Origin of the sequence: Schlesneria paludicola DSM 18645, from assembly GCF_000255655.1 — a bacterium.
Lineage (GTDB): Bacteria > Planctomycetota > Planctomycetia > Planctomycetales > Planctomycetaceae > Schlesneria > Schlesneria paludicola.
This window is the reverse complement of record NZ_JH636435.1, coordinates 810,119-831,241: the sequence shown is the minus strand read 5'-3', so window position 1 is coordinate 831,241 and position 21,123 is coordinate 810,119. Positions and strand designations below refer to the sequence as shown.

Annotated in this window: 16 protein-coding genes; 9 read left to right on the top strand and 7 right to left on the bottom strand. The window is 57.0% G+C overall.

The window, feature by feature from the left end; translation table 11 throughout:
* Positions 1 to 390: 390 nt before the first annotated feature.
* The gene (locus OSO_RS0120980) at positions 391 to 1,299 is read left to right on the top strand and encodes a uracil-DNA glycosylase (RefSeq protein ID WP_010585105.1); all 909 of its coding nucleotides are present in this window, start codon (positions 391 to 393) and stop codon (positions 1,297 to 1,299) included.
* Between the two features lie 98 nt (positions 1,300 to 1,397).
* The gene (locus OSO_RS0120975; RefSeq protein WP_010585104.1) at positions 1,398 to 4,190 is read left to right on the top strand and encodes a WD40 repeat domain-containing protein; all 2,793 of its coding nucleotides are present in this window, start codon (positions 1,398 to 1,400) and stop codon (positions 4,188 to 4,190) included.
* Positions 4,191 to 4,242: 52 nt separating this feature from the next.
* Here OSO_RS0120975 and OSO_RS0120970 read toward each other — a convergent pair whose 3' ends face one another.
* Positions 4,243 to 5,712, bottom strand: a complete 1,470-nt coding sequence (locus tag OSO_RS0120970) for a DUF1501 domain-containing protein (protein WP_010585103.1) — start codon at positions 5,710 to 5,712, stop codon at positions 4,243 to 4,245.
* Positions 5,713 to 5,776: 64 nt separating this feature from the next.
* Positions 5,777 to 8,434 (bottom strand): PSD1 and planctomycete cytochrome C domain-containing protein, encoded by a 2,658-nt coding sequence (locus tag OSO_RS44450; protein WP_010585102.1) that lies wholly within the window; start codon positions 8,432 to 8,434, stop codon positions 5,777 to 5,779.
* Between the two features lie 235 nt (positions 8,435 to 8,669).
* Here OSO_RS44450 and OSO_RS48340 point away from each other — a divergent pair, with 235 nt between their 5' ends.
* Complete coding sequence (locus tag OSO_RS48340) at positions 8,670 to 9,554, top strand: helix-turn-helix domain-containing protein (protein WP_010585101.1); 885 nt, start codon at positions 8,670 to 8,672, stop codon at positions 9,552 to 9,554.
* Positions 9,555 to 9,663: 109 nt separating this feature from the next.
* Here OSO_RS48340 and OSO_RS0120950 read toward each other — a convergent pair whose 3' ends face one another.
* Positions 9,664 to 10,143 (bottom strand): VOC family protein, encoded by a 480-nt coding sequence (locus tag OSO_RS0120950; RefSeq protein WP_010585100.1) that lies wholly within the window; start codon positions 10,141 to 10,143, stop codon positions 9,664 to 9,666.
* Between the two features lie 360 nt (positions 10,144 to 10,503).
* Here OSO_RS0120950 and OSO_RS51520 point away from each other — a divergent pair, with 360 nt between their 5' ends.
* The 5 genes from OSO_RS51520 to OSO_RS0120915 all read left to right on the top strand — a co-directional run bounded on the left by OSO_RS51520 (position 10,504) and on the right by OSO_RS0120915 (position 14,640).
* Positions 10,504 to 10,680 carry a hypothetical protein gene (locus tag OSO_RS51520; protein ID WP_010585099.1) on the top strand — a complete coding sequence of 59 codons (177 nt, stop codon included), beginning with the start codon at positions 10,504 to 10,506 and terminating at the stop codon, positions 10,678 to 10,680.
* 276 nt (positions 10,681 to 10,956) lie between these two features.
* A complete protein-coding gene (locus OSO_RS0120935; protein WP_010585098.1) occupies positions 10,957 to 12,132 on the top strand; it encodes a citrate synthase in 1,176 nt (391 codons plus the stop codon).
* A gap of 30 nt (positions 12,133 to 12,162) precedes the next feature.
* Complete coding sequence (locus tag OSO_RS0120930) at positions 12,163 to 13,119, top strand: ornithine cyclodeaminase family protein (protein WP_010585097.1); 957 nt, start codon at positions 12,163 to 12,165, stop codon at positions 13,117 to 13,119.
* Positions 13,120 to 13,499: 380 nt separating this feature from the next.
* The gene (locus OSO_RS0120920) at positions 13,500 to 13,781 is read left to right on the top strand and encodes a hypothetical protein (protein ID WP_010585095.1); all 282 of its coding nucleotides are present in this window, start codon (positions 13,500 to 13,502) and stop codon (positions 13,779 to 13,781) included.
* Between the two features lie 274 nt (positions 13,782 to 14,055).
* Positions 14,056 to 14,640: a DJ-1/PfpI family protein gene (locus tag OSO_RS0120915; RefSeq protein ID WP_010585093.1), complete on the top strand. Its 585-nt coding sequence runs from the start codon at positions 14,056 to 14,058 to the stop codon at positions 14,638 to 14,640.
* 161 nt (positions 14,641 to 14,801) lie between these two features.
* Here OSO_RS0120915 and OSO_RS0120910 read toward each other — a convergent pair whose 3' ends face one another.
* The gene (locus tag OSO_RS0120910) at positions 14,802 to 15,821 is read right to left on the bottom strand and encodes a DUF3500 domain-containing protein (protein WP_157605366.1); all 1,020 of its coding nucleotides are present in this window, start codon (positions 15,819 to 15,821) and stop codon (positions 14,802 to 14,804) included.
* A 161-nt stretch (positions 15,822 to 15,982) separates the two neighbouring features.
* Complete coding sequence (locus OSO_RS0120905) at positions 15,983 to 16,318, bottom strand: histidine triad nucleotide-binding protein (protein WP_010585091.1); 336 nt, start codon at positions 16,316 to 16,318, stop codon at positions 15,983 to 15,985.
* 218 nt (positions 16,319 to 16,536) lie between these two features.
* Here OSO_RS0120905 and OSO_RS44440 point away from each other — a divergent pair, with 218 nt between their 5' ends.
* Entirely contained in the window at positions 16,537 to 17,046 is a 510-nt protein-coding gene (locus tag OSO_RS44440) for a hypothetical protein (protein WP_010585090.1), read from the top strand.
* A gap of 172 nt (positions 17,047 to 17,218) precedes the next feature.
* Here OSO_RS44440 and bioA read toward each other — a convergent pair whose 3' ends face one another.
* On the bottom strand, positions 17,219 to 18,598 hold the full coding sequence (bioA, locus tag OSO_RS0120895; RefSeq protein WP_010585089.1) for an adenosylmethionine--8-amino-7-oxononanoate transaminase: 1,380 nt from the start codon (positions 18,596 to 18,598) through the stop codon (positions 17,219 to 17,221).
* Positions 18,599 to 18,729: 131 nt separating this feature from the next.
* On the bottom strand, positions 18,730 to 20,844 hold the full coding sequence (locus OSO_RS49965) for a Gfo/Idh/MocA family oxidoreductase (RefSeq protein ID WP_010585088.1): 2,115 nt from the start codon (positions 20,842 to 20,844) through the stop codon (positions 18,730 to 18,732).
* Positions 20,845 to 21,123: the final 279 nt, after the last annotated feature.

The window sequence follows — 21,123 nt, the reverse complement described above, 5'->3', positions numbered from 1 at the left end:
TGCCAAGCTCCCGCTTAGCAACGCTTCCCATTTCCTGCTCGACTCAAACATTGATTCGCAAGAGTCGTTACCAAGCGGGAGCCTGGTAACGAGGATTAGACGACGAGGAATCAAGCTCCAAAGTACATAACGTGAATAATATTTCTTGAGCGGAGATGTGGACAAGGACAGTGGCATCGGAGCTTGAGTTCGGGTCTTTTTTTGCCGCGATCGGGGACTCGCTCACGATGGTCATGGCGATTTCACTGATGAATCTGTGTGAAAACGGTGTCACCGGCCGGGCAGAGCTTGTCCGCGGGTGGAAATGTGGCCGTCAGGTCGTCAAACTGAGTCAAGGCCGATTGGTCGACCAAATTGTGTGAACTTCATTTGATGGAATTAAGGCGGCGAATGCCCGGCGTGGACGAGAATTCGGAACGTATTCGAAACGCAGTCATCCAACGGCTGGAGGATCTGCGACGCGCGGGCGTCACGCATTGGAAGCAGATCCAACCCGCCGCCCCCGTCGTAATCGCCGCTGCTCCGGTTGCTCATCCGGCGTCAGTGGCTGTCGCCGCCGTGTCGACGCCACCCAAGACGGCCACGCCGGTTGCCTCAGCCCCTCGAACGAACCTCTTGGGTGAAACGGAACGTTCCCAAGTGCCGCCTCGAAAAGTATCCCCGCCGGTTACTCCGGCCGCTCCTGCAGTTCCCTTCCAACCTTTGAATCTTCCTCTGGCCGAGCGAATTGCGGGGCTTGCCGCGTTGCAAGCACGCGTCAAGGACTGCACTCGTTGTCACGAACTGGCAACGACGCGGACGCAGACCGTGTTTGGAGTCGGAAATCCTGAAGCGAAGATCATGTTCGTGGGTGAAGCACCTGGAGCCGACGAGGATGCACAGGGCGAGCCGTTTGTCGGACGATCGGGACAGCTCTTGAACGACATCATCAAGGCCTGCCGAATGCGGCGCGAAGAGATTTATATCTGCAACGTGCTTCGCTGCCGTCCGCCTAGCAATCGACTACCGACACCCGTCGAGGCCGGTCACTGCCGAGAATATCTCGATGGACAGATTGCCCATGTGAATCCTGAATACATCGTCTGTTGGGGGGCGTGCGCAGCGCAGAACCTGTTGGCGGTGACCGAGCCGATTGGAAAACTGCGGGGACGCTTTCACTCGTACGGCCGCGCGAAAGTTCTATGTACGTACCATCCTTCGTACTTGATGCGAAATCCTGCGGCGAAGAAAGATGTCTGGGAAGATATGAAGACGCTGTTCCTGGATATGGGGATTGATCTTTCCGCCAAATCGAAGTGATGCGTGCCATTCAACGGGTAAAATCGTCTCGAAAAGCTTGGATGTCGAAGTCGGACGCGTGATTCCGCAGTGCCTTCTGAATTGAGGAGACGACCGCAATGTGGACTCGAGTTTGTTCGCTGGCCGTTGTTTGTTCGATTGCGACAGCTTCCACCACGGCGGCAGAGTCGAAGCCGGACTTCAATCAAGACGTGCTGCCGGTCTTTCGAAAGTACTGTATCGGATGCCACAACCCGAAGGACGCCGAAGCGGGACTGGTATTGCAGGACTATCAACGCTCGTTGCAGGGCGGCTCTGAAGGAACCGTCATCGTTGCGGGAAAGAGTGACGCCAGTCGGTTGTGGAAACGGATGACGGCGTCGGATGACACGCGGATGCCGCCGTTGGATCAGAAGGCACCCACGTCGGACGAATTGGCGACCGTCAAAACCTGGATCGATTCAGGTGCATTGGCACCGGAGGGAAGTTCCATTCCGGCCGGGCTTGTGACGCCGAAGATCAAAGTTGAATCGCAAAAGGCGGAACCGATCACCTCCGTTGCCGCCTCACCTGGATCGTATCCCCTGTTCGTGCTTGCCCGGCCGCACGACGTTGAAGTGCATCTTGGTGACACGGTTCGCAAATTGGAGGGGCATGCGGGGACCGTCAATGAAGTGCGGTTCTCGGTCGATGGGAAATGGCTTTGCGTTTCATCGGGCGAGACGGGGTTGCTGGGCGAAGCAACACTGTGGCGTACGTCCGATTGGGAACGCGGTCCCGTCGTTCAAGGTCATCGTGATGCGGTCTACTCGGCGGAACTCAGCGCTGATGGCAAGACACTCGCGACGGCCAGTTATGATCGTGAACTCATCACGTGGGATGTGAAGACTCGCCAACCGATCAAAACATTTCGTGGTCACAATGATGCCATCTACAGCGTCGGCTTTTCTCCAAACGGAAAACTGCTGGCGACGGCAAGCGGTGATCGGACCGTGAAGCTTTGGGACGTTGCATCCGGTCTGCGGTTGGATACGTTTGCTCAGCCTGCCAAGGAGCAAACGTCTGTCGTGTTTAGCCCGGACGGGCAGCTCGTGGTCGCGGGTGGTGTAGATTGCCGGATTCGGGTCTGGCAGATCAGCGAGACGGGCCGCGAAGGAACCAATCCAATCCGGTATGCGCGCTTCGCACACGAAGGACCGATTCTGAAGCTCGTTTTCTCGCCGAATGGAAAGCTACTCGCCTCGTCGTCAGAAGATCGACGCATCAAAATCTGGGAAACGAAGACCTTCACGCAAGTGGCGGTGCTTGAGCGGCAGCCAGACTGGGTGTCGGCCATGGCATTCACCGCGGGAAGCGATCGGCTTCTGGTAGGGCGTATGAACGGAGACCACCAGCTTTATCCGATTGATTCAGACTGGGCCGATGCGAAGAGCCATCAGCAACGACTTGACGAGACGGTGACAGGGGCGATTGATCCTGTGTTCACAAAGCCGATGGCCATCACAGAGGTTGAGCCGAATGACGCGCTGGCGAATGCGAATTCGTTACCGCTTCCGGGCGTCGTCAAAGGAATTTTGAAGGGAATGCAGAGCGCGTCAGAGGATGTCGATTTCTATCGCATCACGGCGACGCGCGGACAGCAATGGGTGTTCGAGACCGATGCCGCCCGTAGCGGGTCACTGGCTGACACAAAGCTGGAACTGTTTCACGTCGATGGCCGTCCCGTTCTGCGGGCGATGTTGCAGGCCGTACGCGATTCTTGGGTCAACTTTCGACCGATCGATTCATCGTCGCCCGATGTACGTCTGGAATTCTGGGAAGAGATGGATCTGAACCAGTATGTCTACATGAGCGGCGAAGTCTGCAAGACATTTCGTGCCCCGCAAGGGCCCGATTCGGGTTATCAGTTCTACGCTTCAGAAGGCAAACGCCGAAATTACTTTGATACGAGCGCCGCCGGGCATGCCAAGGATGAACCGGCTTACATCGTTGAAGCCTTCGCACCAAGCTCGAAAATCGTGGAGAACGGACTGCCCGTATTTCCGCTGTATTTTGCCAACGACGATGATGGTGAACGGAAGCTTGGGAAGGATTCGAGGTTGCTGTTTACAGCACCGACGGATGGTGAGTATCTGGTTCGTGTCAGTGATGTTCGTGGATTTGGAGGCGAGAAATTTGCCTACACCCTGATCGCTCGACGTCCCGATCCGAATTTTGCCGTCAAAGTCACCACCATGAATCCAAAGGTTCCTGCGGGGAGCGGTCAGCGCGTCAAATTTGCTTTGTCGCGAATCGATGGTTTTGACGAATCGGTCCGGATCGACATTGCGGGGCTGCCCAAAGGGTTTGTGGCCTCGTCACCGATTGTGATTCAGCCGGGACTGTTGGAGCAGACATGTGTCCTGACCGCAGCCAAGGATGCGCCCGAGCCGACCAAAGAGGATTGGGAACGTGTGGCGGTCCTCGCGACGGCCGACGCGGGTGGGCGGCTGGTGACGAAGATGATTGGAAATCTGGGTGAAATTAAACTGGAAAAACCTGCTCCAATTCGAGTGATGCTGATACCTGACGATCCACGCTACACCTCGGATGATCAGGGGTTGGTGATCGAACCCGGAACGACGATCACGGCAAAAATTGTGATTGAGCGAAACGGTCACGAAGACGACGTTCGATTCGATGTTGATAACCTTCCGCACGGAATCATCGTCGACAATATCGGGCTGTCGGGCGTACTGGTTCGTAAGCAAGAGACGGAACGGCAGATCTTTTTGACCGCACGGTCATGGGTGCCTGAAACGGATCGACTGATTCACGCCGTGGCACAGGTTGCGGGCAATCAGGCCTCTCCGGCAATTCGCTTGCGCGTCCGTTCGAATGCGGACGCAAAAAATCGTGTCGCCGGACGATAGTGTTGCATCACCGTTCAATCAGACTCGTCGATTGGATTGGTGGCAATTACCGTCATGCCAGAGCTTTTTCGATGATGTGTCGCTCTTCGACGCCCGTCAGACGTTGATCGAGACCATTGTAGAAGTAGCTGAGCCGACGATGATCGAATCCCATCAGGCGTAAGACGGTGGCATGCAGGTCTGAAACGTGAGTTCGATCTTCGACACCTTCGAAGCCGAGTTCATCGGTTACGCCGATCGCCTGACCGCCTTTGACGCCGCCGCCCGCCAGCCACATCGAGAAGCCGAGCCAGTTGTGATCGCGACCCGGTTTGCCGACGCCTTCGCTGGTGGCTGTTCGACCAAATTCGCCGCCCCAAATGATCAGAGTCTCATCCCATAGTCCTCGTTGCTTGAGGTCTGTCATCAAGGCCGCAATCGGTTTGTCGGTTTCACCCGCATGAGTCTTGTGGTTTGTAATACAGTCACTGTGTCCATCCCAGGTGGCTTCGATATGGCCGCCTCCCGAATAGATCTGAACGAAGCGGACACCCTGCTCGATCAACCGGCGCGAGATCAGGCATTTGCGGCCGAAGTCGGCCGTCAGCGGGTCGTCAAGACCGTACATCGCCTGCGTTTGGGCGGTCTCGCGTCCGACATCCACGACATCGGCGGCGCTGGTCTGCATGCGATAGGCCAGTTCGTAGGACATGATGCGCGCGGCCAGTTCTGATTGTTCAGGGTGCCGCGCAGTATGTTCGTCGTTCAGCTTGGCGAGCAGGTCCAGCGAGTGTCTTTGTGTTCGCGCCCCGATCCCATTGGGAGTCGTCAGGTCCAGTAGCGGCGATCCCTTGCTGCGGAACAAGGTCCCCTGGTTGGCGGCAGGCATGTAGCCCGCGCCCCAATTCGGAGCGCCTCCGATCGGTCCACCGCGCGGGTCGGTCATCACCACGAAGTTGGGAAGATTTTCGTTGAGTGATCCGAGACCGTAGTTCAGCCACGAACCCAGGCACGGCTTGCCGGTGAGAGGGCTGCCGGTGTTCATCTGTAAGCAGCCTGAGGAATGGGCAGCGGTGTCGGTGTACATCGCGCGCAGCACACATAGGTCGTCGGCATGCTGGGCGGTGTGCTGGAACAGATCGCTGATCGGCAGACCGCTTTCCCCGTACTGTCGGAACGCGAACGGACTCTTCATCAAGTAACCAATGGGCCGTCCGTTCGAACCGACTTTGACCTTTCCGGCGTAGGCCTCGCCATCATGTTTGTCGAGCGTCGGTTTCGGATCGAACGTGTCGACCTGGCTTGGGCCGCCGTTCATGAATAAAAAAATGCAGTGTTTGGCTTTGACTGGAAAGTGAAGCGGCTTGCCGCCGATCGCCGCTTGTGGCGCGGCAGTCGTTGCAGCAGTTGCGGGGTGAGAAAAAAAGCCATCACGCCCCAGCAGGTCGACCAGCCCGAGGGCGGCGAACCCTCCACCGGCTTCCCACAAGAACGACCGGCGAGATTGTCCACAGGGCGTCGGATTCGGAATAAATCGATGCATGGAGATTCCTTTCGAATGGATTCCGCCGGATATAGGTCTGCCATGGCGTGGCTTTGGCACGCAGCTATTCGACATAGACGAATTCGTTCAGGTTGAAGATCACCCGGCACATCTGAATGAGCGCCGTACGATGCGGAGTCTCTTTCGATTCCTTCGCGGCGGCGGCTGCTTCAATTTGAAGGAATTCCTGCAGAGCAGAGAGTTCCTTCGCGGAGGGCGGTCGACCAAAGGCGAGTCGATAGGCACGGTCAATCTGCAGGCTTGTATCGCTGCCTGCTTCTGCGACCAGTCGTTCGGCGAAGAACGCGGCCTGTTGGTTGACGAAATCACCGTTGTAAAGTGTGAGTGCCTGCGGCGCGATGCTGGTGATACTGCGCTTTTCGGTGCTGTTCGTCGTATCACACAGATCCAGGACCTCAAGCATCGGCACCAATAAGGTGCGCTTCACGTATGCGTAAATCGTACGACGATAAATGGCGGGCTCGGTGGAATTCTTCCATGCCGCCTCTTTGTCGGTGTGCGATTCAATGACGGTGGAGTCGATTGGCAAAAAGACGGCAGGTCCAAACATTTCGGGATTCAGTTTGCCGCTGGTAGCGAGAATCGAATCGCGAATCGCCTCGACATCCAGCCGTCGATGCGGAAACCGCGCGAGCAGCTTGTTCTCGGGATCAGCCTTCAGTTGGGTGGGCGTTGCCGAGCTTCCTGATTGATAGGTGCGACTGGACATGATCAGACGGTGAAGTTTTTTCATTGACCATTGCGCGTCGTGCACAAACCAATCCGCCAGCCAGTCGAGGAGTTCGGGATGTGTCGGGCGTGCCCCAATCTTGCCGAAATCGCTCGGGGTCGCGACAAGCCCTTCCCCGAAATGGTGCTGCCAGACTCGATTGACGATGACGCGCGCGGTCAATGGATTTGCGGGATCGACCAGCCATTGTGCGAATGGCAAACGTCGACCGCTTGTTGCGATGGATGTCGGTTCGAACTTAGGTTGCGATTTGGTCAAGACGACGGGCACCGCTGGATGCATCAGGGGGCCCGGGTTCGATGCGCGGCCGGAAAGCAACAGGTACGAAGGGGGCGGTGACGCAGTGTCTTCGAACAAGAAGTAGGCCCGCGGAAGGTCCGGGGTTTGTTCTCGCAGTTGTTGCACCACCCGTTCGTGTTCGGCGATTTGAACGCGGCGATCCGCGGGTAACGCGGCGGTGATTTCATTTTGCCATTCGGCCGCGTGCTTCTGCACCAGTTCGGCTTGAGCAGGTGTCCGCATGCCTGCCTTCAGTCGGAGTGCTTCGAGTACCGCGGGGGGAAGTTTGCTGTTCCCGCTCTCAAGCCATTCCTTTGCGGTCGTTTGCCGCAGGTCATCGATGGCCGTCCTGAGTTGTACGATCTTCTGATCGCGGACGCGGACGGCTTCGAGTTGGGCGACGGAACCCGCGGGAACATCGCGATCTTCGCGGCCCTGATTGGGGCGTTTCAAAGGGGCCAGAATTGCGGATAAGCTGTAATAGTCGACCATCGAAATCGGGTCGAACTTGTGGTTATGACAGCGTGCGCAACCGATGGTGACACCCAAAAAGGTCTGTGCCGTGGTGCGAAGCATGTCATCGAGTTCGTCGGCGCGGTACTGCGGCTGTTCGAGCGGATCCACTTCATCCTGCCAGGCGCCCAGAGCGTGAAAGCCGGTCGCAATGACGGTTTCGATGGTGCGGTCAGGCAGTTCGTCCCCCGCAATCTGTTCCATCACAAACCGGTCGTACGGCTTGTCTCGATTGAGTGATTCGATGACGTAGTCGCGGTATCGCCAGACATGTGGTTTACCGCCGTCACGCTCGTATCCATTCGAATCGGCATAACGGACCAGATCGAGCCAGTATCGCGCCCAGCGTTCACCGTAGCCGTGATGGGCGAGCAATTGCTGGATCAGCCGATCGAATGCTTCGGGGCTGGTGTGGTTCAAGTAGTTGTCTTGGTCCTCGAGCGAGGGTGGCAGGCCAACCAGGTCCAGCCAGGCGCGACGGAGCAATTGTCGCGGTGAGGCGGGCGCTGATGGCTCGATCCCCGCCGCAACCAACTTTTCGCCAATGAACGCATCGATGGGGTTGGGGCCGAAATCGTGTGATGGCACTCGAGGAACGGCGGGACGAATCACGGGCTGAAACGACCAGAAATCGCGTGCCGCATCGAGCTTCACGGTTTGTTCGTGAAGGCCGATTTCACGATCTTTGGGCCAATCTGCTCCGGCGGCGACCCACTTCTTCAGGATCGTTGTCTCCCGTTCCGACAGAGCGTCGCGTTTGCCGTGTTCCAGGGGAGGCATTTCGCCCGCAATGACGCGTTCAATTAAGAGGCTTTTTTCAGGGGTGGCGATGTCAATCCCCGGGCCACTTTCGCCGCCCTGGCGAAGGCTGGTGGCAATGGAAAGGCTGAGACCGCCGCTCAGCTTGCCACGGTGATGGCATTCGAGGCAGTGATTGATCAGGATCGGTGCGACGTCTATCTCGAAGTCTGGCTTGTCTTCCGCGGCACGCGCCCTGGACTGCGGTGTGATCAGACAGATTAAGATTGCGATTCCAAAAATCGCAGACTGAGTACGACGGACACAAGGTGAGCAAAGCGACCTGATGGGCCGCACGTGGAGATCTGCGGTTCGGAAGGGAGCTGAATGTTCATGACGTCCTGCCGTTCCATTCAAGACCTGTGAAGATCGCCACATCATGTGATCGCTCTCTTTCCGAAGCTGTCGGTCATGGTCGTCGAAAATTGGGACTCAACGTCTTTTTCCGTGATGACTGATGCCGCCTGCCGTGCCGCCTTTCGGTCGCGACGACGGACAATGCGATTTGTCCTGGCATTGCAAAAGTGGTACGGATCGTTGATTGTGAGGGACAGCATAACCAGCTTAGCAAGCGTACGTGAATGGATTGTTCGGTAGTCTGCATGGATATTTTGGCATGAGTCGTGTGCCGATCGAAGGCGTCTGGTACAGCACCTCGGGGCCGTGGTTTGTCAACGCGCCACAGCCCCTTGTTTGCAGTCTCGGACAGATCGTTTATGCCGGGACAAAGTGGAACAGCCGGGCGACTTATGCCCATGCGGCAGCGCCTGACTTCATGCGTCCGACAACCAATTACTTGATTGTCCTGACACTGGAGGGCGAAGCAGACTATGTGGACAGCACGGGAGTCCGCACGATTTTGCGCGAGGGCACATTGGTCTGGGCACGTCCTGGAGTGCAACAAAGTTATGGTCCGCGTTCCGGTTCGCGTTGGAGCGAGCTTTACATGTGGTTCTCGGGACCGGCCTTTGAAACCTGGCAAGAGCATGGCTTTCCGGGTGAACGAACTCGGATCATGACATTGTCTCCTCTGGACTATTGGGTGCGGCGGTTTCGTGAGCTCGTTCAGCCCATGACGGAATCACCGGGTGAGCTACATCTGGCGCGTTTCTGTCAGTTTCAGCAGATCCTGGCGGATGCCGTTCATTTCGAGCAGACTCACCAGCAAACGGAAGAAAACGTGCGATGGCGTGAACAGGCACTTCGGCTGCTGGACGATGGCAACATGACGTCGCCGTCGCTGGAAGAGATAGCGCAGACGATGTCGATGTCATACACCGCGTTTCGAAAGCGGTTCGCGAAACTCACTGGAAAAAGCCCCGGTCAGCATCGATCGGAAGTGGTGATTCGGCGAGCGTGCAGTCGCCTGCTGATGACGGACGAATCGCTGGCACAGATTGCAGATGGTTTGGGCTTTTATGATTCGTTTCATTTCTCGCGGCGTTTTAAGCAGATCATTGGCATGGCCCCCACAGAGTTTCGCCGGCAGAGGTCGGGGTAAATCTGGTCAATTTGTCGGTTGAATAGAGGATGTCGCGGACGGAAGCCGATGCGGGCGTGAGGCGAATTTGACGCGTCACGACGTCGCTCACTGCAGCTTCCACAGCGTGCTACCAGCCCGCGTGGGTTCCCCAGACTCCGGGGGTTATCAGTTCCACGGAGTGTCCCCCCGGGTCCCGAAAGTAGATGGAATGGCCGCCGCGCGGCCAGGTGATCTCCTTCTCGATGACAATTCCCAGGCCGGTCAAGCGTTCGCGCCAGAGGGGAAGCGATGTGGCGGCGACACCGAATGCGAGATGTCCCGGGCCGATGGCGCCATGTGCGGGCAAATGATGGCCGTGAACGGTCGTTTCGGGATTGAAGATTAGCAGCACGTTGCTTGGTCCCACTTCGAAGAACACGTGACGTCCGGGTTCTTTGGCGATGCGGTGCAGATTCAACACGCGGATGTAAAATTCTTCCATCGCATCAAGGTCGAGGGCATAGATTGCCGTTTCGACGATCCCTTCGATGGATGGGGAGGGTTCCACTGCTGGATTTTTTGTGGTCAGGTCAGAGTTTACGGTGCCGGGCTTAGTTGTTTGATCCATTTGTCGCTCCAACGCGTTCGTATCTCGGCTGGGGAATGCACGTGCAGAAGGTCAATCTGATTCGGCGACACACGCAGACGCGGTGATTTTGAGGACACCTGCCGCGGAAGCGATTCGTACTTGGAATTCTCGCGGAACCGGTCAGAAAGTCTATCCCCGTGGTGATCTTGCGGCGCAGTCGGTCTGTCGGACAGGTTGAGGACGCCCACCTGCAAGCGGGTGGGGAGGGGCGTAACGCGTTCATCGCCGTGTCAATTTAGGTTAACAGTTCTCGCCGGTGATGAACGTTGAGGTGCTCCGTCGGACAATCGGAAAAATGACTCCGTTTGAAACTGGCATTGTGTCGAAAGAGGATACGTCGTGGATTTCGAAAACCGAAACTTTTTCGTGGGGTGGGGGACGTTGTCGCTGATCAACGCGGGGTTGGCGCAGTCGAAAGGACGCAGCGGCCTGGCGTGGTGGTTGGTTTCGTTACTGCTCGGGCCATTTGCAACACTTTTGATTGTGATTCTGCCTCGTGCGGCACGTCTGGAATGACGTCGACGGACGTTGTGATCGTTCGAAATGTCACGACATTCTGCACGGAAAAACGTTGCGACCGGTGGTGAGTTGTTGCCAGAGAACCTTTCGGTCTATTCAGAACGCGGACCGTTCGTTGAACTGTGGCCGATGAGTGTTATACTCCCCTATGTGGAGAAGGAAATTACGACACTTTCCTCGTTTTTTTCCGTCTAATGAATTGATTGGGCATCGTTCGTCGCGATGCGTTCCCACACTTACTTGGACCCGTTCGACCTGCGAGTGAGACCGTCAATGACTGCCGCCGTATCCGCTTCTTCTTCCGCGCACGAAAGTGAACAATCGGCCGAAAAGACCGCGGCTCGCGGGCTCAAAGGAGTTGTCGCTGCAGACACGAAAATCTGCGATGTGGACGGCGATGCGGGTAAGCTGATCTACCGTGGATATAACATTCACGATCTCGCGAAGAACAGCACGTTTGAAGAAACCGCCTATTTGTTGTTCAAGGGTGAATTGCCCAATCCGCAGCAGTTGGCCGAATTCAACAAAGTGCTGGTGAAGCATCGTGAGATCGAGCCGTCGATTCTGGCATTCCTGAAGACGTTGCCGAAAGAAACGCCTCCGATGGCGGCACTGCGTTCCGCCATTTCGATGTCGGGTGTTTTGGATCCGCGGGCCGAAGACGAGTCGGCCGAAGCGAATTTCGAGAAGTCGATTCGGCTGACGGCCGAGATGACCACGATCGTCGCCGCCATTCGTCGAATCCTGGCGGGGCTTGAACCGGTCGCACCGCGACAGGACCTCAGCCATGCCGGCAACTTCATGTACATGTTGAACGACAAGGTCCCTTCGGCCGATGCCGAAAAGGCGATGGACCTGATTCTGATTTTGCATGCGGAACATGCCCTGAACGCAAGTACCTTCGCCGCGCGCGTGATTGCGGCAACGTTGTCGGACATTTATTCGTCCGTAACGGGGGCGATTGGCGCACTGAAGGGCCCGCTGCATGGCGGTGCGAATACGGAAGTGCTCAAGACACTCGAAGAAATTGCCAAGGTGGAGAACGTGGTGCCTTGGGTTGAATCCGTGCGAGCCAAGAAGGGCAAGTTCATGGGGTTCGGCCACGCGGTTTACAAAGTCGAAGATCCTCGCGCGATTCATTTGAAAGATTTGTCGCGTCGGTTGGGACTTGAAGCCGGAGATTCGCGGCTGTACGACATTTCGATCGCGATGGAAAAGGCCGTCAACGCCACGATTCACAAGAATTGCAACGTCGATTTTTACTCTGCCAGTCTGCAGTACTACATGGGTATTCCGGGTGACATGTTCACCTGCGTTTTTGCTGCCAGCCGGATTGTCGGTTGGTGTGCCCACATTCTCGAACAGCAAAGCGATAACAAGATCATTCGGCCGTCGTCAAACTACATCGGCCCCGCAGAGCGTTCCTATGTCGGGATGGCACAGCGGTAGCCGGTCTGTCTCCTAGCGAAAAGAGGCACCATGTCCGCAATCTACCTGACCGAAGATGACGTGACCTGGCTGCTCGACATGGAGACAGCGATCGAGTGCGTCGAAGAGTCGTTTCGGCAATGGTCTTTTGGCAAAGCCGACAATCAACCACGGCGGCGGGTCAATGCGGGGAAGGTCACACTTCACACATTGCCCGCAGCGGCCGAGTACCTTGGCTATGTCGGGGTGAAGTCGTACGTCTCAAGTCGTGCCGGCGCGCGGTTTCAGTTCACATTGTACGATGCCCAGACGGCACAACCGGTTTCGCTGATCGAAGCCAATCTGCTCGGGCAGATGCGGACGGGAGCGGTATCGGGCGTCGCCACCAAATATATGGCTCGCCCCGACGCCAGCGTCGTAGGGTGTTTCGGAACCGGTCTGCAGGCGCGGTCGCAACTCAAGGCGATCTGCTGCGTCCGACGAATCGAGCGGATCGACGTCTATGGTCGCGACGATGCGAGGCGCCGGGCGTTTGCCGACGAGATTGCCGAGTTCTGTGGCGTTCCAACCGTTGCCGTCCATGTCCCTGAAGAGGCAGCAGCCGAGAAGGATGTTGTCGTCTGTGCCACGACCAGCAAGGTTCCAGTGTTCGACGGGCATGTGTTGAGTGAAGGGACGCACGTCAATGCGATCGGCAGCAACTATCTCACGAAGGCCGAGATTGACGTCACGACGATCCGGCGCGCGGATCATATTATCTGCGACAGCATCGATGCCTGTCAGTTAGAGGCGGGTGATTTCGTGCCCGCGCTCGAAGATGGAAGTCTTGATTGGTCGCGGATTCACGAATTGGCGGACGTTGTCGTCGATCGTGAGACCGGTCGGGCCCATCCTGAGGATATTACGCTCTTCAAGTCTGTGGGACTCGGGCTTGAAGATCTGGCCGTGGCCGTTCGAATCTTTGAGCGGGCACGAGAAGAAGGTGTTGGTCGTCCGTTGCCGTACTGAACTTCCGGTGCGGTGTCAGAATCGGGTTCTGACCTAAACGTGTGTTGGCCGTGACTCGGTGTGGTGTGTCATTTTCTTGGGTCAGTATTTTTGCGGATGAGCGACCCCACGAACGCCCCGGCAGGAGGGATCATTAAGAAGAATGGCACGGCCAAGTACATGTAATCTGCGAACAGTCCCTTGAGATCGCAAGCCCAAATGATCATGGCGACCGGGAGTGGGAAGATCCAAAGAAGTAGAGCTGCTACCAGTCCGATAAGAAGGCCCGTCACGGTATGAGAGCCATCTTGCCCTAGCGGTTTATTGTCCATCGTCCCATCCCTCGAAGCCGAACAATCCCCAGCATATCGCCGGGGGCGTTCGTTCTATCGGATCAACAGATGTCGTCGAAACACGAGCGTGGCACAAAACTGATAATCGGTGGATTCGCGTTGCCTGTGGTCGGGTATGTTGTTGGAGGCGCGATTGTGGGCGCCTTGTTTGAACTTGGGCCGCCGCCGAATCAGGGAGCAATGCTTGTTCAAGGCCTGATTGTGCTGGTGTCAATCCTCGTCGCAATCTTGTTAGTCGTGATCGGAATCTGCGATCTTATCGAAGGTGATCGTGAAGAATACACGGCCACGAAGGCCGACGACATGAAAGCCGCCCGCGGCTCAGGATAACCCGAGAATACCGAAGTCAGGACCAACACACGTCTAGGAAAGTACCCAGAATCGTCTTCGCAAGTCGTGTTGACCGCCGCTTGATCGCAATGTCGATTGGTGCGATCAGGCGTACGCGGACGGCGCGTTCTTCTGGGTGGCAACCGAGGCCACTTCGTGGCTCAATGGCACGATGGCGTCTCGCTACGAATTCGACAGTGCGCATCCGCTTGTTCGTGGCAGCAAGATGCCGCCGCGCCGCGAATCATGTTCTTAATCAGGAGACATCCGAGAAATGCCGAACAAACGATTGCTGTTACTCGCCGGGGACTTTGTCGAAGACTACGAAATCATGGTCCCGTTCCAGGCTCTGACATTCGTGGGATATGACGTCGATGCCGTCTGCCCCGGAAAGCAGGCGGGCGAACATGTCCGAACAGCAATCCATGATTTCGAGGGTGATCAGACCTATAGTGAAAAGCCGGGGCACAATTTTACATTGAATGCGACCTTTGCGAGTGTCAACGCCGCGGATTACGTCGGCCTGGTGATTCCCGGAGGACGCGCGCCCGAGTATCTGCGATTGAACGAAGAGGTCTTGAATCTGATCCGATCCTTCGCAAAAGACAATCGACCGATCGCGGCGATCTGCCACGGAGCCCAACTGCTGACGGCTGCGGGTGTCGTGAAAGCGCGTCGCTGCACGGCGTATCCTGCCTGTGGTCCAGAGATCGCGGCGGCGGGCGGACAGTACGTCGCGACGCCTGTCGATCAAGCCTATGTGGATGGGAATCTCGTCACCGCGCCGGCGTGGCCTGCTCATCCAGCCTGGCTCCGTGAATTCACGAAGGTCTTGGGTGCCAAATTTGACCTCGGTTGATTTCGCCAAGGTCATTCACGGTCGCAATGCGTGTCAATGCGTCGCGTGCGACACATTTGAAGTCCCGCAGTCGTCATCGGTCCATGACAAAACGAACAGAGCGAGTGGGGCTTGTCACCACTCGCTCTGTTTTGAGTTTATCCCTCAGAAAATCGGCAGGACTATTTGGCAGGAAGTGCAAAATCGCCAGCCAGATTTCGCCACATCGAGTGCACATGATTGGCGTTGTTCTGAGTGTTGTTGTATTCGATGACGAACGTCGGTCCCTGCACGCGATAGTGATGCGCTTCGTGCAAATCGGGCTGTCCGAACCATGCGAAGGTGATCTTGTCGACACCGGCGGCTTTTAACATGTCGCGACGTTCTTTCTCGACATCGGCCGGAAGATTTTTAAGGTACTCGTTCAGCAGGTCCTGAATGAGTTGTTTCTGATCGGCGGACATCTTGCCGACCGGCAGCCCGACGGGCTCTCCCACAACAGGTTGCGGCAGGTTCGGGCCAGGGACTTCTCCGGGGGCCTCTTTGCTGACCCAGCAGATGGCTTGTTGTTCAGGCGTGCATAGCTTCAGGATCTGGCGTGCGATGTCTTCTTCTGGCCCCAGCACGCGGATTTCTCGTCCCTTACCAGCGTCGATCGTGCCGGGATTGGCACCGAAGAACTCTGGCGTGCTGGAAATCACCTTTCCATCTTTGATGCTGAAGTTCAGGCACAGATGATGCCCTTCCAGCCGCCAGCCCCAAAGTCCGATTTCCGCCGGCGTACCAAAGATGCTCAGGTAATACTTACTGGGATCGCGTCGTTCACGTCGCGCAGCTCGTTCACCCGGTTCGATCAGATAGAGAACTTCTTCAAGGCTCATCACATTCAGCGCCTGATCGTAGCCTGCATCGGAAAGGCCGGTGCGAATAAGCTTCATCGCGGCGTGGAGTGTTGGCCCTTCCAGCGCTTTCAAAGGCAAGCCTTTTCGTTCACGCGGGATGAAGTGCCAGTTCAGTCGTTCTGGATCGTCGTACTTGAACGAAGCGGCTTGGCGTTGGTCTGGGGTAATCGCGGTCAAGAATGATTTGGCCGCTTCCGCCATGCCCACGCCCGTGGTGGGGGGCTGAGGCGTTTGAGCGGTCAACAGGGCTGCCATCGCACCGGCGACGGACAAGGTCAATGCGAACTTTCGAACGTCCATGCTGAGGTCTCTCTGATACTTTGCGAACCACGGGCTGCCGTGGATTGCCGTTGTTGATCGTACCTGTTGCTGATTGATTCCTGGGCGATCCCAATCGTGCGAATTCCTCGTCGAGTTCGAGCAAGCCGTGCTTGCCGGATCGATCGTATTGTCCAGCACGCCTACCCCGGAGGCCACCCTAAAGCTCGGCCGCCGAGCAAATGCACGTGAATATGATGCACCGTCTGGCCGGCGTCAGGGCCACAGTTGATGACCGTGCGATACCCGTTTGTGAGTGATAATTTTTCGGCCACTTGTCGCGCGACGACGAGCAGATGGCCAAGGACTTGTTCGTCAGCAGCGGTCACATCGGCCAGCGATGGGATCTCTCGCTTGGGGATGATCACGATATGCGTTGGCGCCTGAGGATTGATGTCGCGAAATGCCAGGCTGAGATCGTCTTCGTAGACGATGTCGGCAGGGATTTCTCGATTGATAATCCGTTTGAAGATCGTCATGTCGCCGCGTTTCCTGCGAATGGTTTCGATTTGCAGAATCGTCTGCTACGCGACGGTATCAAAAGTTCGGGGTGAACTCAATTACGGCAGGTGTTTGGAACCCTCGAGTCTGAGCGCGAGCTGAAACTGTCTCAGCAGGCGTGCAGATCGCCCCGCCGACCGCTAACATTTCTCTGTGAATCGGGATTTGTTTCCAGGAATCAGCGAGATCGCACGAGATGAAGAGTCTGTGGCCAATTGTGTTTGCACTGTCAACAGGTTTTTTCTGGGGGACTTATGGGCCAGTCTTGGCGCAGGCTCGCACCTTCGAGAAGAGTCCCTTCAAGCCGTATGTGATGATCGGGATCGCCTATTTGATCTGGGGGATCATTGGTGGTCTGGTCGGGATGGCTGTGAAGGGTGACTCGTTCAGCTTCACCCGCGCCGGAACCTACTGGGGTTTCGCTGCCGGAACGCTCGGTGCGTGGGGAGCATTGGCATTGACGTTGGCGATGTATACGGGCGGGATGTCGATGCCGCAGGTGGTCATGCCGATCGTGTTCGGCACAGCGGTGTCCGTCTCGGCGATTGTGACGGTTCTCACTTCGAAGACGAATGCCGATCCTCGATTGTACATGGGGATCGTGGGGATGGCGATTTGTATTGTGACCGTCGCGTACTACACGCCACATTCAGCGCCACATGCGCCCAAGCCTGCGGAAGCTCCTGCGGCGAAAGAGCCTGCTTGAGCCATTCGTCCGCGTTCGACAATCGATGGACGTCGGGAGAATGACTTCCTGAGGGGGCAGGTGGTGCCATGTCGGATGACATGGCACCACCTGCCCCTTCCTTTTCGAATACCCGACAAATGACGGAACGTCCGCGATGCCGAGCGCCTGTCACTTGTCACAGCGGACGTTCTCAGTTGAGACCGTCTTGGATTGAATCGCGAACGACCTGGCAGAGTTCAAGGACCAACTGTTCCGGCATCGCAGGGGCGGGCATCAAGACGATCACATCCGCGATGTTGCGGAGAATGACACCCCGACGTCGACACGCCAGCGTGACTTCATGGCCGACGCGCCGTTCAGGGGGAAACGGGGTCCCCGCGTTATGAAGTTCGATTCCGACCATCGCGCCTTGCTGTCGAACCTCTTTGACCTGCGGGTGTTGTTTGAGCGGTGCCAATTCTTGTTTGAGAACTGCAGTGACTCGCTGGACGTTCTCGAGAACGGCGTTGTCGTCGATCAAGCGAATGGAAGCCAGTGCCGCCGCGCAGGCGAGTGGATTTCCCGTGTAGGTGTGGCCATGGAAGAAAGTGCGACCTTCCCAAGGTTCACCGAGAAACGCGGTATCGATTTCGTCCGTGATCATCGTTGCGGCAAGTGGAAGATAGCCGCCGGTTAGGCCTTTGGAGAGGATCAGGATATCGGGCGAGACGTTCTCTTGTTCGCAGGCGAACAGGGTGCCGGTCCGTCCGAACCCGACGGCAATTTCGTCGGCGATCATCAAGGTGTCGAATCGACGCGTCAGTTGCCGAACACGCTCTAGAAATCCGGTGGCTTGAACATTGATGCCTGCTGCGGCTTGGACCAGAGGTTCGATGACGACGCCTGCGATGCGGCCCTGATGCTCGATCAGCAAACGCTCGAGTTCGTGGGTGCAAAATTCAAGTTGTTCGGATTCACGCAGTGGGTGGTCTGGTGATGCGGCGGGAACTTTGGCCCAGACGGCGGGAAACAGGAGCGGCGAATACAGGTTCTTGAAGCGACTGATCGAACCGATGCTCATTGTTCCGATGGTGTCGCCGTGATACGCGCCGTCGAAGTAAATGAACTTGTCGCGTGAGTCCTCGGGTGTGGCCCGCTGGCGGTAGTACTGATAGGCAATTTTAAGCGCCACTTCGACGCCAGCCGCTCCGCAGTCGGCATAAAAGACTTTGTTCAGCCTGCTGGGAGCTCGTCGTACAAGTTCGGCTGCGAGTTCGATGGAGGGGGCATTCGACAGGCCGAGCAGCGTGGTGTGGGCGACGCGCTGCAACTGGTTCGTAATCGCTGCATCGATCGCCGGCACACGATGTCCGTGGATGTTACACCAGAGCGACGAATGACCGTCGAGGTAGCGAATTCGTTCTTCGTCGACGAGATGGAACCCTTCGGCGTCGACGATAATCGGCGCCTGTTCACGGCGATATGCAGACATCGCTGTGAATGGATGCCAGACGTGTGCATTGTCGAGTTCGCGAAGAGAGTTGGACAATTGAGGAGTGGTTCCCGGCGTCACGGCGGGGCGTTCGTTCACGTGGATGCTCCGCGCGCTAAAAGTGCGTGATGAAAGTCCGTGTGACCGTTGGCGAAGACGCACTTCACGGCGGCGGTCAGGTCACGATGGACTCCCGGGACGAGCGAGCGTCCCAGGAATCGCGGGTGTCTTTACTGGATCTTCGCTTTGAGCGCGGCGATCTTCTGGTTGGCCTCTTCGCGTGCTTTTGCCATGACACTTTCGAGTGTGACGCTGGCGCCGTTTTGGCGTTTGCTTTCGTCGGCCGCCTCCATGAAGGCGTAGATCTCGAGCGTTTCTTCCGGTGACACGGGAACCTGGCCGGTACGGAAGAACTTCACGATTTCAAGGACCAGAGGGTCATATCCATCATACGAGCCAGCGGGGGCTTCGCCCTTCTCGCCGATCGCCTTGCCCTGATATCCGCTGCCTTCCCGGTAGATCCCAACACGGCCGTTGCCCCATTGGCCTGTGACTTCGATTTTGCCATCCGGAGTTTTGCCGCGAACGACGGATTGGCAACCGGTCCCCATGACTGTGAACAACGATTCTGTGCCGTGGATTCCATACCAGAAGAGGTCAGGATGTGTGGGTTCCAGGCTGGCGGGGCTGCTTGTTTCGCAGAATGTGACTTTTCCAAGCGAACCCCCGCGAATTTCCTGTGTGTTCTTGCCGTAACGTAGCGAGGACGTCGAGAAGACGGGCACGCCAGCCTGCTTGGCCAGTTCAAAAATCGCGATCGCGTCAGACAACGTGCCTGCGATCGGTTTGTCGATGAAACAAGGCTTCTTTGCTTTGAGGACAGGCAGCAATTGTTCGAGGTGCGGCCGACCATCGTTCGTTTCCAGCATCACGACGTCGACTCGTTTGAGAAGTTCGTCGATGGAATCGACGATTTCGACGCCGTGTTTGCTTTTCAGTTCTTCCGTGTAACTGGGGACACGTTCCAGGCTCGACTTGATATCGGGGCTTCCCTTGGGATAGGCGGCGACAACGCGACAGTTTTCGGCACCGGCGACGGGGGTTGCGGCGTTCAGCGTTTTCGAGAACGCAATCGCATGCGATGTATCAAGCCCAATGATTCCCGCGCGCAGGACACGCGCCTTTGGTTCACTGGCGGCTTGCGTGTTTGGTGAGGGCTGATTCGTTTGGACGACTTGCTCGGCGTTACTCTCCTTGGGGGGCGCCACGTCGGCGGCGGCAAGCTCGGCGAGCCCCACCGTCAGAAAACTGCTGCTCCAGAGTGCCACGGACCGATCCTGGCTGGCAGTTGCGATCATTCGTCCATCTGCGGAAACGGCCAGCGACGTGATCTTGGCTTCGTGTGCTTCAATGCTCGCCATGACATCCCCCGATTCGATTTCCCATGCCATCAGTTCGTTCTTACCGACCGCGCGCCCTCCGCTGACGCTAATCGCCGTTTCTCCATCGGGATAGACCGCCACGGCGATTGTGGGGCGTGAATGGCCACCAAAAAAGCCCAACGGCTTTTTAGCCTGCAGGTCGTAAACATTGACGTGTTCGTCGATGCTGCCCGAGAGCAAGTAGTGCCCGTCAGGAGTGAATGTGACGCAGGTGGCGGCTTTCGCGTGCAGTTCGAACTGGTCTTGCAGCATTCCTGATGCGGCATCCCAGATTCGGACTTGTCCCGGTTTTGTGGGACGAGTGTCGTCGCCGGCGGAGGTCGCAATATGGGCTCCGTCTGCCGACCATGCCACTCCGGTGACAGGATAGGCATGGCCTTTCAGTGTCACCGGCTGATCATTTTGATCCATGTTCCAAACGCGTGCGATTTCGTCTTCGCACGCCGTCGCGATGCGCCGACCATCGCGTGAGAATGCGATGGAGGTCACATATCCGCGATGTCCGCCCAGTTCGCGGACCGCCGCGTGCGTTTTGGCGTCAAAGAGTGTCGCATGCTGATAACTGGCCGTCGCGAGGTGCGTCCCGTCGGGAGAAAAGACAAGTCCGCGGACTTGTCCAGACTTCACCGGGAACGAGCCGGTGACCGATTTCGTTTCGAGATCAACGAGTTCGACGGCATCCTTCAGGCCGATGGCCAGAGTCTTGTTGTCAGGAGAAAACGCCAGACTGGTTGGCCAGCTTTGAAGATCTTTCCATCGCGCCAGTTCCTTGAATGCGCGAACTGTATTTGCCGATTGCCCTCCGTTTAACAGATCCAGTCCTGGTGACGTGTCCGCGGCGAGGAGGCTCAATGCCATCAAGGACAGAAGACAGGTCGGGAGTGTCAGGATCATGCTGCGCATCAATGAAGTCTCCATCGGACAAAGGCTGCGTCGCTCGTGAAATTGGCCGCGGTCGATTGCGGTGGGCAATTATGTCATGAGGCTTCCTCGAAGAACAACTCGATGGCATCCAAATGCAGATGACCTATGAAAATGGGCGCCGTATCGTGTTGGTCAGGTGCCGGATGGCCTAGAAATCGTTTACACCTGCCGGAGAGCTTTTGAACCGCAGGTGCGGCGATTGCGTGGATGAAAAACGCGTTGTAATTGGGGGATCTGGCAGGGTGAAAATTCGCCTTG

Bases quoted from the DNA above. Each gene is read 5' to 3' on its own strand.
- OSO_RS0120980 (WP_010585105.1), top strand. From the start codon at position 391: ATGCCCGGCGTGGACGAGAATTCGGAACGTATTCGAAACGCAGTCATC.
- OSO_RS44450 (WP_010585102.1), bottom strand. From the start codon at position 8,434: ATGATGTGGCGATCTTCACAGGTCTTGAATGGAACGGCAGGACGTCAT.
- OSO_RS0120920 (WP_010585095.1), top strand. From the start codon at position 13,500: ATGTCGTCGAAACACGAGCGTGGCACAAAACTGATAATCGGTGGATTC.
- OSO_RS44440 (WP_010585090.1), top strand. From the start codon at position 16,537: ATGAAGAGTCTGTGGCCAATTGTGTTTGCACTGTCAACAGGTTTTTTC.
- OSO_RS0120930 (WP_010585097.1), top strand. From the start codon at position 12,163: ATGTCCGCAATCTACCTGACCGAAGATGACGTGACCTGGCTGCTCGAC.
- OSO_RS0120970 (WP_010585103.1), bottom strand. From the start codon at position 5,712: ATGCATCGATTTATTCCGAATCCGACGCCCTGTGGACAATCTCGCCGG.
- OSO_RS0120950 (WP_010585100.1), bottom strand. From the start codon at position 10,143: ATGGATCAAACAACTAAGCCCGGCACCGTAAACTCTGACCTGACCACA.
- OSO_RS0120975 (WP_010585104.1), top strand. From the start codon at position 1,398: ATGTGGACTCGAGTTTGTTCGCTGGCCGTTGTTTGTTCGATTGCGACA.
- OSO_RS49965 (WP_010585088.1), bottom strand. From the start codon at position 20,844: ATGCGCAGCATGATCCTGACACTCCCGACCTGTCTTCTGTCCTTGATG.
- OSO_RS0120935 (WP_010585098.1), top strand. From the start codon at position 10,957: ATGACTGCCGCCGTATCCGCTTCTTCTTCCGCGCACGAAAGTGAACAA.
- OSO_RS0120915 (WP_010585093.1), top strand. From the start codon at position 14,056: ATGCCGAACAAACGATTGCTGTTACTCGCCGGGGACTTTGTCGAAGAC.
- OSO_RS48340 (WP_010585101.1), top strand. From the start codon at position 8,670: ATGAGTCGTGTGCCGATCGAAGGCGTCTGGTACAGCACCTCGGGGCCG.
- OSO_RS0120905 (WP_010585091.1), bottom strand. From the start codon at position 16,318: ATGACGATCTTCAAACGGATTATCAATCGAGAAATCCCTGCCGACATC.
- OSO_RS0120910 (WP_157605366.1), bottom strand. From the start codon at position 15,821: ATGGACGTTCGAAAGTTCGCATTGACCTTGTCCGTCGCCGGTGCGATG.